Here is a 12,645-nt window from a genome sequence, read left to right on the forward strand (position 1 = left end):
GTCCAACACCAAATAGGTTCTCTATGATACCTTCATGGTATAGTGCGATAGAGATTTCGCAGATTCATGCGGTTACCGCACTGCAACATACCGCAATGGTAGGAAAATGAGGGCCTGAATATGGATCTGCGCCAGCTTCGCTACTTCGTCGCCGTCGCCCGTGAGCGCAACTTCACCCGCGCCGCCGAGCAGCTGCATATCGCCCAGCCACCCTTGAGCCGGCAGATCCAGCTTCTGGAGGAAGAGCTGGGCGTGCCGCTGATCATCCGCGCGAGCCGTCCGGTCCGGCTGACGGAGGCGGGCCGGTTGTTCTACGAGCAGTCGCTGCAGATTTTGGGGAGAGTCGAGCAGATGGTTGAGGCCACGCGCCGCGTCGGTCTCAACCAGAACCGCGTCCTGTCCATCGGCTTCGTCGCCTCCACGCTCTATGGCGGGCTGCCGACACTCGTGCGCAAGCTGAGGCAGAATGCGCCGGAACTCGATATCCGGCTATTGGAGATGGTGTCGGTGCAGCAGATCGCCGCGCTCAAGGAGGGCCGAATCGATGTCGGCTTCGGCCGGCTTCACCACAGCGATCCCAATGTCGTCGGCATCCTCATGCGCGAAGAGCGCCTCGCCGTGGCGATACCCGAGGGCACGCCGCTAGCCGAAGACACGTCGCCCTTGCCCTTGAATGCGCTCGCCGGCCAGAAGCTGATCGTCTATCCGAAGGAGCCGCGGCCGAGCTATGCCGACCATGTGCTGAGCCTGCTTCATGCCCACGATGTGCGCCCTGCCGAGGTGCATGAAGTGCGGGAGATCCAGAGTGCCCTTGGCCTCGTCGCCTCGGAAGCCGGTCTGTGCATCGTCCCCTCCTCGGCGCGTCAGGTGCGGTCAGACGTCCACTACCGCATGATCGAGGGGGAACGCGCGACCTCTCCTGTCATCCTCAATCACCGGGTCGGCGACAATTCACGCCACATTGAGCTGATCAAGCAGTTGATCGAAGAGATGTATGCGGAAAACCCGCCTTGGCTTGGCCTCGAGCACAATCTGCCATTCCGGCCCTCCTTCGTTAAATGACGGGGTCCGGCACGCACGCGCCATGCGTTCGGTTGCCCGAAGGGTCTGCGCTCTCAGCCCACACATCCAGCACCAACTGCCGAAGCAAAAGCGCCTCCGCCCACCGGTCCGTCGTGTCGTGGCCGTCCCTGTCGGTGATCGCATAGGGTCTGGGGCCGAGCTCGCAGGTCATGACCAGTTCGGCATCGTCGGCGGCACGGGATCGCCAGTGGCGAAAGCCGTAGGCCCACCAGTCGCGGAAGAGATCGACCCAGGGGCGATGCTGCGGAAAGGACATCTCGATCTGGATCTGCTGGCACGAGCCGACGCGGCCGTGGAAGGCCTGGGCGTTGTGGAGGATGCGCCGGACCTGGGCGTGGCTTTCCTCTTCGACCGGAAAGGCAAACTCGCGGCCGACCAGATAGTGCGAGAGATCGGCGAGCAGCGGCAAATCGGGGCGCCGGTCCAGCAGGTCCAGCGTGAACAAGAGGTCGCTGGTGATCCGGTGGCGATGGGTTTCGACATAGACGGGGACACCCGCCCTTTCGGCGAGCCGCATCCATCCGTCCAGAAGCGGCAGGCAATCTTCCACCCGGCGCGGGCGGACGTCCGCCTGCAGGTCGATGTGGCTGACAGGAAATTCGCTCGCCAGTTCCAGGGTCGGGCGCAGGTCCTCGACGCTCCGGGGAAAACAGACTCCCTCGATCTTCAATCCGGTGCCGCGGATCACTTCGTTGAGGCGGACGACGTCATCACGGTTGGTGTAATGCGCGCTGATGCCGTCGAACCCGGCCTCGACGATAACAGCGATGTTTTCCTCGAGACCGCGTTCGCAGCCGTCCGCATGCCGGCGCTCCATCGCCCAGAGCGACTGAAAGACAAGCAACTTCTGCATCAGGCCGCCCGCGCGTTCTTCAGAAGCGCCTTCAGGTTCACGCCGGGATCAGCAAGCGCTGCGGGGTCTGGATTGATACCGGCGGCAATCAGCATCTCGGCGAGCTTGATGTCCCTGGCGACGCTATTGCAGGAACCGAGGCCCGCCGCGGCAAGGAGGCGCCCATCGTCCAGGTAGAACTCCAGCTCGCCGCCGTCGAGTTGGCGGATCACGCTCTGATGCTCCGGCTGCGGCAGGCCCGCGACCTGCAGACCGAGATCGTACTGGTCGGTCCAGAACCAGGGGATTGCGCCAAAAGCTTCCTTTCCGCCGACCATGTTGCGGGCCGCGGTCTCCGCCTGGCTGCGCGCATTGCGCCAGCTCTCGAAGCGAATGTACCCGCCGCCCGGCTGCGCCACCGCGGCGCAGTCACCGGCCGCAAAGATGTTCGGGTCACTGGTGCGAAGAAAACTGTCCGTCAGGACGCCGTTTCCGGTGGCAAGGCCCGCCGCCTCGGCGAGCGCCACATCTGGCAGAACGCCGATCGCCGCGACGACGATATCGGCAGGCACCGCGCTGCCATCGGCGAGGAGAACGGCATCGTCGGTGATCGCGGCCATCCCCTGACCGAGATGAAACGCAACGCCTTCATCCTGATGCCGCGCATGGAGCTTGGCGGCAAAGCGCGGTGGAACCGCGCGTCCGAGCGGCTTAGCCGCCATCTCGATAACGCTGACGGTTATGCCTTTGCCGCGCAGAACGGCCGCGAGCTCCATGCCGATCAGACCACCACCGATGATGGAGATACTTTTTCCCGGGTCGGCGCTGGAGAAGATTGTCGCCGCATCCGCATAGGTGCGAAAGTCGAGCGCGCGCTCAGCCCCAGGGCATGTCAGCCGCCTCGGGCGAGCGCCGGTCGCAAGCAGCAGCTTGTCGTATGTAAGCGTCCGCCCGTCGCTGAAAGCGACAGACCGGGTATCCGGATCGAGGCTCAGGGCCGATACGCCCTGGAGGTAGTCGATGCCGGCAGCCTGGAGCGCCTCGGCGCCGCAGATCGGCTTCATCTGCACCGCGCCGTTGAGCGGCTTCGACAGTGGCGGGCGCTCATAGGGCAGATGCGGTTCCGTGCCGACCAGCGTGACGCTGCCGGTAAAGCCCGATTCACGCAGCGCAAAGGCCGCGCGGGTGCCGGATTCCCCGGCGCCGATGATGACGATGCCATTCATGGCTTGCTCCAAAGATCATAAGTTGGAGCGGGATGCGGGCGGAAAACCGCACGCACTGTTCCTCATCCCGCTCAGGAAAGGTGGCCGGCGCAGGCAGGAGAAATGCGCCGGCCGGGAGGATCAGTTGCGAGTCGCGTAGTCGGCCATGTTCTTGGGCGTGACGAGCTCGAAGGGAACCATCACTTCGCGTTCGACGGCCGTGCCGCGCGCCAGCGCGACGGCAGCATCGAGCGCGCTCGCCGACTGGCCCTTGGCATTCTGGAACACCGTCGCATCGAGATCGCCCGCGGCCATAGCGGCGAGACCATCCTGCGTCGCATCGATGCCGACGACGATCACGTCGTCCATCGACACGCCGGCGGCTTTGAGCGCCTGTATGGCGCCGATCGCCATTTCGTCGTTGTTGGCAAAAACCACGTCGATCGGGCGCCCGGCCGTGATCCAGTTGGTGGTAAGGTCCATCGCGTTGGTGCGCGTCCAAGCGGCGGACTGCTCGTCGGCGATGGTGGCGCCCTTGCAGTCGCCGGCAGCCAGCGTCTCCTTGAACGACAAGGTGCGGTCCCGCGAGGCCTGGTGGGCGAGATCGCCCATCAGGATATAGACCTGCGCGTTACCGGCCTTGCCCTTTTCCTTGAGCAGCGAACAGGCGGCCTCGGCGCCCAGCTTGCCGGAGTCCGTTTCCCGGCTTCCGACATAGGCCTGCTTTACCGGCAACTGGGCGACATTGTCCGGCTGGAGGTTGAGATAGACGAGCGGGATGCCTGCCTTCTCTGCCGCCTCGCTTATCCCTGGAGCGGCGGAGGTGTCGGCGAGCGTGGTGATGATCGCGTCGACGCCCGACGCGATGAAGTTGTTTACCTGGTTGAGCTGCTTGGAGACGTCGGTCTGGGCGTCCTCAATCTGGACATTGACGCCTCCGGTTTCCGATGCTCTGGCGCTGATGCCTTCACGCAGGAGCGTCTGGAAGTTGTTGTCGAAGCTCTGCATCGAGACACCGATCGTCTCCGCCGAGGCAGCACTTCCCATCAAGGCGGCAAGAGCAGCCGCCAGGTACATGGATTTCATGATTTCCTCCCAATGGGTGCCGGATCACCCGAGTGCATTCCGGGGGTCCCACGGACCCGATCAATGCTCGAGTGGTTCGAGCGCGCGGTAAGCGCGGGCCCTAATCGAGGGCCACCCGAACCTCGCCGTCGACGATTTCGGCGGGATAGGTCTTCAGGTTCTCGCAGGCGGGAAGCCTAAGGGCTTCGCCGGTGCGGTAGTCGAAGGCGCCGGAATGCTTGGGACATTCCACTTCGAAGTCCATGACCAGCCCATCGGCGAGATGGATCGCCTCATGGGTGCAGAGACCGGCGGTGCAATAGACGCTGTCATCCGGCCCGCGGTAGACCGCGTAGGTGCGGCCGGCGTGGTCGAAGCGGATCGCCCCTTCCTGCTCGATGTCATCCAGTTTGCAGGCTGGTACCCAGGTGATCACGTTGCTCATTCTGCTGCCTCCCCGATCGTGTTGCGCGCCTTGCGGGCTGCGAGTTTTTCCTTGCGCTTGCGGTAGCGCTCCTGCATCCGCGCCTCGCCTTCTTTGGAGCCGTCGTGCCAGGTGCCGAACCAGCGATCGAGCGGGATCAGGGCGTCGCCATAATTCACCTCGAAATACTTGTGGTGCAGGTAATGCGCATAGGCGTGGCTATCGACGAGTGTCTCTTCGCCGACCTCGACCTTGTCGAAGCCGACATGGCCGGGAATGGCGCCGAAGCCCGCATAGTGAAGTTGGTAGAGCATCAGGATCGGGTTCGACGGCAGCACCAGGTGGTAGAAGGCGGTGCCGAAATAGAGCAGGTGCTCGACCGGATGCATCGACAGCGAGGACCATGGCGACGGGTTCACCGAATTGTGGTGGACCGAATGCACCCACTTGTAGAGCAGCGGCGTGTGGATGAGCCGGTGGACGCAGAAGAAGTGGAACTCGTGGATCACAGGCACGACGAGCGCGACGAAAGCGAGCGTCCAGGGATTTTCCGCGAAGCTCAGCCAAGGCGCATAGCCATTGGCATAGGCCCAGAGCATGGCGACCTCGACGGCGGTCCAGATCGTCACGCCTGAGAGAAAGGTGCGCAGGATGTTGTCGAGGTTCTGGCTCTCGAACCAGAAAGCCTTGCTCTTCTGCTCGGCCGGGAATTTGCCATTGTACTTGAAGCGGTTTTCCTGCCGTTTCAGCACGTAGAGGTGCAGTTCGAAGGCGCCGTAGAAGAGGAAGACGCAGACCGCGTTCACAACGTAGAGCCATGCGATCCAGCCGATGCTCAAAGTCTGCATCGTCTCGATCGGCGGGATTACCCAGGCCCAGTAGGCGACGGCCGAAGCGGCGAAGATCGCGTTCCACGGAAAGAAATAGTGCGGCAGCCACTTCAGGAGCGCCAGCAGTTTGGGCGGAAAGGCAAACAGCGGCGCCGTTTCGATCGGCTGGTTCGGTGCCCAGTCGCCTCGCTTGTTGCGCGTTCCATACTTCAAGTCGTCCATAACGCTCTCCTCCCGGCGGATCGCGGGCGTTCCGCACAAATTCCGATGAAGGAGAGCGCCTTCCGGTTCGCTCGGGACCGCGCTCTCCTTCTTGATAAAAATCTAGCAGGAGGCGTTCTGAACGGCGAAGCCTTGTTTGATCAAATCAGATCAAAGGCTCTCGGCGGTGATGGTGATGAAGCGAATAGGCGCCTTGTCCGGTTCCAGCTCTGAAAGGCCGATCCGGCGCAGCACAAGGTCAAGGGCGCGGCGGGCCTGCGCCTCGGGCGCCTGATCGAGCACGACGTCCATGATGCCGTCGCCGAGAGCCTTGCGCGTATAATCGGTCAACTCATGGCCTACGAAGAAAATCTCCATGCCGCGCGGATGCCGGCGAAGAACATCGATCAGAGCGGCGTTCGCGCCGCCGGCATTGTAGAGCCCGGCCATTTCTGGATACATCTCGAGCGCCGATCGCAGCGCTTCGGCGCCGTAGTGCTCCTCGTCGCGGGTGAAGCCCAGCCACTCGAACCGGCGCTCGCCCGGATGCTCCTGGAAATAGTCTGAAAAGCCGCTGAGGCGATCGCGATGGACCTGATAGATCGGGTGGCAGAGGGCAACAACAGGGCCGCTCCTGCGCGCCATGCGGGCGATGAAGAGTGCCGCCGTTCGTCCGGCCGCGTAGTTGTCGATGCCGACGAATTCGCCCTGCTTCTCGGACGCCCGTGTAACGACATGGATTACCGGCACCCCGCGCGAAACGACGGTCTCGACCGCGGCGCTGATCAGCGGACTGTTGGGCACGGCAAGGATCAGGCCAGCGCGCGGGACCTCGGTCGCAAGAATCCGCCTGGCAATCTCGTCCGGCTTCATCTCCTCGGTGAAGCTGCGTTGCACCACGACAAGCGGATCGAGCGTCTCCGCGATCCTTTCGAACGCTTTGGAGAGCCGGCGATAGAAGGTCGTTTCGGGGCGGACCATCAGCACGTCGATGCGCAAAAGACCGCGATGGGTGTCGGGCAGCGTGCGCGGATAGTTCAGCGTGCGCGCCGCAACAACCACCCTCTCGACCAGTTCGGGGCGAACGCCGCCACGTCCGTTGAGCACCCGCTCGACCGTGGCCGTTCCGACACCCGCCAACTCTGCAATGTCGCGATAGTTCGGCTTGCTCACCCTGGCATCCTCGCCGGATTTCAGATGCGTCTCCACAGCGCCATAGCATGTGTCGCGGCCAGTTCGACAGAGCGCGCCTTGCAATTGCTGTGTTGCCCTCGCCCTAAACCGCCGATGGCCTATATCAACCGGGTATTCGAGATCGGCAGAGGGCTTCCATGACCTATGAGTTGTACTACTGGGACGGCATTCAGGGCCGGGGCGAATTCGTGCGCCTTGCGCTCGAAGACGCAGGCGCCGATTACGTCGACGTTACGCGCGAACGGGGCCGCGGCACTGGCGAAATGATGAAGCTGATGGAAAACACTGCCGAGCCACGCATCCCTTTTGCGCCTCCGTTCTTGAGGGATGGCGACCAGATCATTTCGCATGTGGCCAACATCCTTTTTTACCTCGGCCCGAGGCTCGGGCTCGCGCCCAAGGAGGAGGCGCTGCGCTGGTTCGCCAACGGTCTGCAACTCACCATCACCGACTTCATTGCCGAGGTGCACGACACCCACCACCCGATCGCAACCTCGAAATACTACGAGGAGCAGAAGGTGGAGGCGAAGGACCGGGCGATCGAATTCGTCACCAACCGCCTCCCCAAGTTTCTCGGCTACTTCGAACGGGTGCTTGAACAAAACCCCGATGGCAGCGGCCACGCCGTCGGCGACGGCGCAACCTATATCGATCTCTCGCTATTCCAGGTGATCGAAGGGCTTCGCTATGCCTTCCCGAAGGCGATGCGCCATTACGAGCGGCAATACTCCGAGCTTTTGAAGCTGCACGCTTCGGTGAAAGCGAGGCCGAACATCGCCGCCTATCTCGCGTCGCCGCGACGCCTGGCTTTCAACGAGAACGGTATCTTCCGCCGCTACCCTGAGCTGGATATCGAGCCCTGAAGGACAATCCCGCCTGCTCCTTACGCGGCGGCAGACTGTTGCTCGCGAAGAAACCCGGACAGGCGCTGCAGACCCTCGCGAAGAATGCTTTCGCTGTTGGCGTAGCCGATCCTGAGATAGCCCTCCATATCCATTGCGCTGCCAGGCGTCAGCATCACCCCGGTGCGCTCTAACAATCCGAGGCAGAATGCTTCGGAGGTCATCGGCAGATCGTATTTCAGTAGTGCCGTGGTGCCCGAATGCGGCTTGACCCAGGAGATCCGCGGTTCGCTGTCGACCCAGTCCGACAGCACCGCGAGGTTGGTGCGGGTAATGCTCCGGCTGCGCGCCAAGATCTTGTGGCGGTTTTCCAGCGCCATTGCCGCGAAGTGATCGTCCAGCATGCCGACGCTGATCGTGTTGTAATCGCGGTGGATCGAAACGGCATGGATCAGTTCGGGTGGCGCGACGATCCAGCCGAGCCGCAGGCCGGCGAGAGAAAACGTCTTCGACATGCCGCCGGTGCTGACGCCCTTTTCGTAGAGGTCTGCGATCGATGCCGTCAAACCGTCGCCCTCTTGATCCGTGCCGCGATAAACCTCGTCGCAGAGGATCCATGCGCCGCAGCCGCGCGCGATACCGACGATCTTTTCGAGGTAGCCGCAATCCATCAGCGCGCCGGTCGGGTTGTTCGGATTGTTGATGGCGATCAGCTTCGTGCCGGGGATAGCGAGCCGCTGCAACTGCTCGAGATCAGGCAGGAAACCGGTCTCCTCCGTCAGTTTCAGGATCTGCGTATCGGCGCCATAGCTTTCCGGGATCGAATAGTGCTGCTGGTAGGTCGGCAGCACCGAAATCACCCGGTCGCCCGGTTCGACGAGAGTCTCATGCACCAGTGCATTGGCGCCGATCGCACCATGCGTGGTGACGACGTTTTCGATCGCCTGTTTCGCATAGAGGCTTGCGATCTGCCCGCGCAGCCGTTCGGAACCCTCGATGGCGCCATAGGTCAGCTTCAGCGGCAGCAGTTCGGCAAGGATCGTGTCCGTCTTGCCCGCCATTTCCAACAATTCCGCCACGGTCAGCGATTCAACGCAGGTCTCGGCGAGATTCCATTCGCAATGGTTCTCGTAGCGGTTCATCCAGATTTCGACGCCGAAGTCGCGGATTTTCATGTCAGTGACCTTTCGAATGTTGGGCTATGGCTGCGAGTAAGCCGGACCTGTCGGCGACGTTGAGAATTGTCGCTTGCTGTGACATGAAGCCCTTCCTGTTGGCACAGCTGCGCATGTGGCCTCCGTCGCGGTCGGAGGCACCAGAAATGGCTGGCCGTTGATGGTCGATCCGTATAGAAGAACGATATGAGCAATATATTGCACAGTCAAGATCGATCCGACGTGCTGACCCATGTCGCGGACAATCTCCGGCGCATCCGCATGGCGGCGGGACTGAGCCAGACGGCACTCGCCAAAGCCTCCGGCATCAGCCGCCGCATGATCGTCGCAGTCGAAGGCGCTGACGCCAACATCAGCCTCTCCAGCCTCGACAAGCTGGCGGCTGCGATGAATGTCGGCTTCGTCGATCTCGTCAGGGACCCGTCTCGCCAATCCCGCGACAACATCGACGCTGTGACCTGGCGCGGCCAACAGGCAGAGAGCGAAGCGCGGCTGCTCGCTTCTGCCCCTGCTACGTCCGAAGCCCAGATGTGGCTCTGGTCGCTCGCCCCAGGCGAGCGCTATGACGCCGAGCCCGACCCGCAAGGGTGGCACGAAATGCTGTTCGTAACGGAAGGCACCTTGACGCTTGAGGTCGCTGGCGTGCGCAAGCGATACGCCAGCGGTACCTTCGCGGTCTATAGCTCCGCCCAGGCCTATGCCTACATCAATGACGGTGGCGAAGTCGTGCGGTTCGTCCGCAACGTCATTTCCTAACTCACCGGTAGCCGCCTAACAGACACAGCCCGGCGGGCAAGAGCCTGGACACCGCTCCACACGACAACGTGAAGGCACCGGCTCACCAATCGCGGAAGCTCGGTCCGGCGCGCGCTTGATACGCGCAGACCCGAATGGAAGGATGCCCGGCACTCGGCGAGTGAGCGACGGGGATCTGCATGCTTCTGAAAGTCGAACCACCGGACGGCTGGATGAGCCAGGACGGCCGTGTCCTGTTCGATACCGAGCGTGAGGCCGAACGCTTCGCCGCCAATGCGCGGCTCGCCTTCTCGCTGGCGATCGCCGCCTTGATGCTGGCGCTCTCGATCATCGTCGGGCGCTGGGGTCGGCCAGCGGCTGCAGGCCGAATCCCGCCACCTCGGCGCATCGATCGTCGTTTCGGCGGAAGCCTTCGCGGCAGGAAAGATCGACGAAGCCGGATCAGACAGGTGGGTGCGCCACAACGGCGTGCGTCTGCGCGGGCGCAGAGAAACCATCGACGCCTACGCCTACAAGTGATCCGGCTTCGAAACCCTCGCTATTCGACGTAGTTCCAGGGGATGAAGCGATAGAGCGTCTCGTCCTGGGCCACGTGGCCGACACCGGGGAACGGCAGGTGAGCGCCGGCGACGAGGTAGCGGCCATCGGCTGCATCTGCCAGTGCCACCGCACGGGTCGCGGCCGCCGCTGTTCCATCGACGTCGAAGCTGACGAAGACGTCGGGAGCGTCGAACTGGACGTGGTCGCCATGGATCACGTCACCCCAGAAGACCAGACGCTGGCCGTCATCGGCTTGGAGCACGATCGAGGAATGTCCGGGCGTATGCCCCGCTCGCAGGATCGATCCGAGGTTCGGCAACACGTCCGCATTGTCGGCGAAACGCTTTACTTTTCCGGCGGCGATATAGGGAGCCACAGCGTCATGGGCGCGCTGGAAGTCGGTCTTCTGCGCCTCCGTCATCGTCGTCACGCCCTCGCGCTCGATCCAGTAACGATACTCGCGGTCGGCGAGATGGATTTCGGCATTCGGAAACTGGGGCTTGCCGTCGACGGTAAGGCCGCCGGAGTGATCGGCATGCACGTGGGTCAAAACAACGGCGTCGACCTGGTCGGGCCGGTAGCCGGAGGCCGTGAGATGGCGGATGAGCTTGCCGGCAGCGGCGCCGAGTAATGTGCCCGACCCCGCATCGATCAGCGCCAGGCGCTCGCCGTCGTTTACCAGATAGGCGTTGATCGACAAATGCGGCTCCTTGCCGAGGAAGGCCTCGTCGAGCCTGCGCTGCAGTTCGCCCTCGGGCTCGTTCTGATAGATCTTCGCCATGGGCAGTGCCAGCGTGCCGTCCGAAAGCGCGGTGACTTCAAACTTTCCGAAACGAAAGCGGTAGTAACCGGCATTGGCGACGGTCGAGAACGGCGCGGCGGAAAAGGCAAACCGCGGTGCGAGCGGCAACAGGGCCGTGGCGGCGAGAAGGCCAAGGGCTTGTCTGCGAGTGGTCATGATCGGCTCCTTCGATTGGATGCGACGAAGCTATCAATTCAACTCTCCGTCGATTATCCTGCGATCATGGAAGTGATTGTTCCGGAAACGCATGAAATCCCCCCAGTCTCCCGATCTCAATAACCTCAGGATCTTCCTCGAGGTCGCCCGCACCGAGAGTTTCTCAGCCGCAGCACTTCGCCTGCACCTTCCGCCAAGCACGGTTAGCCGGCGCTTGGCTGAGCTTGAAACCGCGCTTGGCGTCGCGCTGCTGCTGCGCTCCACGCGCCGGGTCTCCCTGACCGAGGCGGGCAAGCACCTGCTCGAGTCGATCGGCGGGGCCGTAGAGCTCATCGATCGCGGCATTGCGGGTTTCCGGCCCGCCGATGGCGCCGCCCGCGGGCGACTGCGGGTCGCCACATCCGTCGCCTTTGCCCGCACCTTCCTGCCGCCGATCCTGAAGCGCTATGCGGAGCTTTGCCCGGAGGTTCAGGTCGATCTGCAGACGGCACACAACAATGTCGATCTGATCGGAGAAAGCGTCGATGTGGCGCTGAGAATGGGCGAGCCGGTCGACAGCGAGATGATCTACCGAAAGATCGGAACAATCGAACAGCGGCTCTATGCCGCCCCGGCCTACTGCGACGGGTTATCCCTCTCGTCACCCGAGGACCTGATGCATGTCGCGCTGGTGGCGCACCGGACCCGCATGCGGCGGGAGCTGGCCCACTGGGTGCTCTCCGACGGCAACCGGCATTTCACGCTTGAGCGCCCACCCTCGATCGTCGTCGACGATCCGGCGATCGGAGAGCGCCTGATCGCCGAGGGTCTCGGCATCGGTATGCTGAGCGACGCGCTCGCCGCCGATGGTGTCACCACCGGGCGGCTCGTTCCGGTCCTTGCCGAATGGTCCGGACCAGCCACACACCTCTACTATCTCTACCATCAGCAGCTGGGTGATCTGCCGAAAGTGGCAGAATTCCTGAGGGCGGTGCGCGAAACGTTCCGGGTCCGGAGCGAGTGACCTCGCGGCCAAAGCCTGTCGCGCAAAAGTGCGCTGCGATTTTGCGACAACGACATGCGAAATATCAAGAACTTAAAGCGCAAGGAGCGAATCTGAAAGATCGCGACGCGCTTTAGGGCTGGATCTCTTCGATCGAATCCACCTTGTCGGGATAGAATGCCAACCGATCTTTGATGGCGGCCACCGCCGCATGCGGGCTTTCATAGGTCCAGACGGCGTTCCTCGACCGCTCTCCGCCGGATGGGATGCTGAAATAGGAAGCATCGCCCTTGTATGGGCAGTGGGACGAATGATCCGTGCGCGCCAGCAACGACATGTCGGCATCCTTGCGCGGAATGTACTGCACCGCCGGGTAGGATGCCTCGCGCAAAGTCAGCGCATCGCGGGTGTCGGCGATAACGCGCCCACCGAGGGTGACGACGACACGCGCCGGATTTCTCTCGACTGTGATCGGATGATCGGGGCCGGGAATCTTGATCGGTTTGTCTGACATGAGCGACCGCCTCTGAAACGTTGCTGATGTCTAGATGGTAGACT

General features: G+C 62.8%; 14 protein-coding genes. 5 read left to right on the forward strand and 9 right to left on the reverse strand.

Annotated elements, in window-relative coordinates:
* Positions 1 to 120 precede the first annotated feature (120 nt).
* Complete coding sequence (locus ASE60_RS18385) at positions 121 to 1,062, forward strand: LysR family transcriptional regulator (RefSeq protein WP_057251970.1); 942 nt, start codon at positions 121 to 123, stop codon at positions 1,060 to 1,062.
* Here the strand turns inward: ASE60_RS18385 and ASE60_RS18390 are convergent.
* The 6 genes from ASE60_RS18390 to ASE60_RS18415 form a co-directional block, all read right to left on the reverse strand.
* A complete protein-coding gene (locus ASE60_RS18390) occupies positions 1,055 to 1,936 on the reverse strand; it encodes a sugar phosphate isomerase/epimerase (protein ID WP_113511394.1) in 882 nt (293 codons plus the stop codon). The genes ASE60_RS18385 and ASE60_RS18390 overlap by 8 nt on opposite strands.
* Positions 1,936 to 3,141: an FAD-dependent oxidoreductase gene (locus ASE60_RS18395; protein WP_057251972.1), complete on the reverse strand. Its 1,206-nt coding sequence runs from the start codon at positions 3,139 to 3,141 to the stop codon at positions 1,936 to 1,938. The genes ASE60_RS18390 and ASE60_RS18395 overlap by 1 nt, the downstream gene beginning before the upstream one ends.
* Before the next feature lie 120 nt (positions 3,142 to 3,261).
* Positions 3,262 to 4,206 carry a substrate-binding domain-containing protein gene (locus tag ASE60_RS18400; RefSeq protein WP_057251973.1) on the reverse strand — a complete coding sequence of 315 codons (945 nt, stop codon included), beginning with the start codon at positions 4,204 to 4,206 and terminating at the stop codon, positions 3,262 to 3,264.
* 100 nt (positions 4,207 to 4,306) lie between these two features.
* Positions 4,307 to 4,618, reverse strand: coding sequence for a MocE family 2Fe-2S type ferredoxin (locus ASE60_RS18405; protein ID WP_057252119.1), 312 nt, complete (start codon positions 4,616 to 4,618; stop codon positions 4,307 to 4,309).
* An 8-nt stretch (positions 4,619 to 4,626) separates the two neighbouring features.
* Entirely contained in the window at positions 4,627 to 5,661 is a 1,035-nt protein-coding gene (locus ASE60_RS18410; protein ID WP_057251974.1) for a sterol desaturase family protein, read from the reverse strand.
* A 150-nt stretch (positions 5,662 to 5,811) separates the two neighbouring features.
* Positions 5,812 to 6,813 carry a LacI family DNA-binding transcriptional regulator gene (locus ASE60_RS18415; protein ID WP_057252120.1) on the reverse strand — a complete coding sequence of 334 codons (1,002 nt, stop codon included), beginning with the start codon at positions 6,811 to 6,813 and terminating at the stop codon, positions 5,812 to 5,814.
* Between the two features lie 158 nt (positions 6,814 to 6,971).
* On the opposite strand from ASE60_RS18415, the gene ASE60_RS18420 reads away from it, so the two are divergent.
* Complete coding sequence (locus tag ASE60_RS18420; RefSeq protein WP_057251975.1) at positions 6,972 to 7,697, forward strand: glutathione S-transferase; 726 nt, start codon at positions 6,972 to 6,974, stop codon at positions 7,695 to 7,697.
* A 20-nt stretch (positions 7,698 to 7,717) separates the two neighbouring features.
* On the opposite strand, the gene ASE60_RS18425 is transcribed toward ASE60_RS18420, so the two are convergent.
* The gene (locus ASE60_RS18425) at positions 7,718 to 8,851 is read right to left on the reverse strand and encodes an aminotransferase (RefSeq protein WP_057251976.1); all 1,134 of its coding nucleotides are present in this window, start codon (positions 8,849 to 8,851) and stop codon (positions 7,718 to 7,720) included.
* 186 nt (positions 8,852 to 9,037) lie between these two features.
* On the opposite strand from ASE60_RS18425, the gene ASE60_RS18430 reads away from it, so the two are divergent.
* The gene (locus ASE60_RS18430) at positions 9,038 to 9,607 is read left to right on the forward strand and encodes an XRE family transcriptional regulator (RefSeq protein ID WP_057251977.1); all 570 of its coding nucleotides are present in this window, start codon (positions 9,038 to 9,040) and stop codon (positions 9,605 to 9,607) included.
* A 179-nt stretch (positions 9,608 to 9,786) separates the two neighbouring features.
* Complete coding sequence (locus ASE60_RS18435; RefSeq protein WP_057251978.1) at positions 9,787 to 10,158, forward strand: hypothetical protein; 372 nt, start codon at positions 9,787 to 9,789, stop codon at positions 10,156 to 10,158.
* Here the strand turns inward: ASE60_RS18435 and ASE60_RS18440 are convergent.
* Positions 10,146 to 11,105: an MBL fold metallo-hydrolase gene (locus tag ASE60_RS18440; protein WP_057251979.1), complete on the reverse strand. Its 960-nt coding sequence runs from the start codon at positions 11,103 to 11,105 to the stop codon at positions 10,146 to 10,148. The two genes, ASE60_RS18435 and ASE60_RS18440, sit on opposite strands and share 13 nt — an antisense overlap.
* A 91-nt stretch (positions 11,106 to 11,196) precedes the next feature.
* On the opposite strand from ASE60_RS18440, the gene ASE60_RS18445 reads away from it, so the two are divergent.
* Positions 11,197 to 12,108 carry a LysR family transcriptional regulator gene (locus tag ASE60_RS18445; protein WP_057251980.1) on the forward strand — a complete coding sequence of 304 codons (912 nt, stop codon included), beginning with the start codon at positions 11,197 to 11,199 and terminating at the stop codon, positions 12,106 to 12,108.
* A 112-nt stretch (positions 12,109 to 12,220) separates the two neighbouring features.
* Here the strand turns inward: ASE60_RS18445 and ASE60_RS18450 are convergent, their stop codons facing one another.
* Positions 12,221 to 12,601 carry a DUF427 domain-containing protein gene (locus ASE60_RS18450; protein WP_057251981.1) on the reverse strand — a complete coding sequence of 127 codons (381 nt, stop codon included), beginning with the start codon at positions 12,599 to 12,601 and terminating at the stop codon, positions 12,221 to 12,223.
* Between the last annotated feature and the right edge of the window lie 44 nt (positions 12,602 to 12,645).

Origin of the sequence: Ensifer sp. Root278 (assembly GCF_001429285.1) — a bacterium.
In the GTDB taxonomy this organism is placed as follows: domain Bacteria; phylum Pseudomonadota; class Alphaproteobacteria; order Rhizobiales; family Rhizobiaceae; genus Ensifer.

Excerpts from the sequence above, each read along its gene's own strand:
- ASE60_RS18385 (WP_057251970.1), top strand. The coding sequence starts at position 121 with ATGGATCTGCGCCAGCTTCGCTACTTCGTCGCCGTCGCCCGTGAGCGC.
- ASE60_RS18390 (WP_113511394.1), bottom strand. The coding sequence starts at position 1,936 with ATGCAGAAGTTGCTTGTCTTTCAGTCGCTCTGGGCGATGGAGCGCCGG.
- ASE60_RS18395 (WP_057251972.1), bottom strand. The coding sequence starts at position 3,141 with ATGAATGGCATCGTCATCATCGGCGCCGGGGAATCCGGCACCCGCGCG.
- ASE60_RS18400 (WP_057251973.1), bottom strand. The coding sequence starts at position 4,206 with ATGAAATCCATGTACCTGGCGGCTGCTCTTGCCGCCTTGATGGGAAGT.
- ASE60_RS18410 (WP_057251974.1), bottom strand. The coding sequence starts at position 5,661 with ATGGACGACTTGAAGTATGGAACGCGCAACAAGCGAGGCGACTGGGCA.
- ASE60_RS18420 (WP_057251975.1), top strand. The coding sequence starts at position 6,972 with ATGACCTATGAGTTGTACTACTGGGACGGCATTCAGGGCCGGGGCGAA.
- ASE60_RS18425 (WP_057251976.1), bottom strand. The coding sequence starts at position 8,851 with ATGAAAATCCGCGACTTCGGCGTCGAAATCTGGATGAACCGCTACGAG.
- ASE60_RS18430 (WP_057251977.1), top strand. The coding sequence starts at position 9,038 with ATGAGCAATATATTGCACAGTCAAGATCGATCCGACGTGCTGACCCAT.
- ASE60_RS18435 (WP_057251978.1), top strand. The coding sequence starts at position 9,787 with ATGCTTCTGAAAGTCGAACCACCGGACGGCTGGATGAGCCAGGACGGC.
- ASE60_RS18440 (WP_057251979.1), bottom strand. The coding sequence starts at position 11,105 with ATGACCACTCGCAGACAAGCCCTTGGCCTTCTCGCCGCCACGGCCCTG.
- ASE60_RS18445 (WP_057251980.1), top strand. The coding sequence starts at position 11,197 with ATGAAATCCCCCCAGTCTCCCGATCTCAATAACCTCAGGATCTTCCTC.
- ASE60_RS18450 (WP_057251981.1), bottom strand. The coding sequence starts at position 12,601 with ATGTCAGACAAACCGATCAAGATTCCCGGCCCCGATCATCCGATCACA.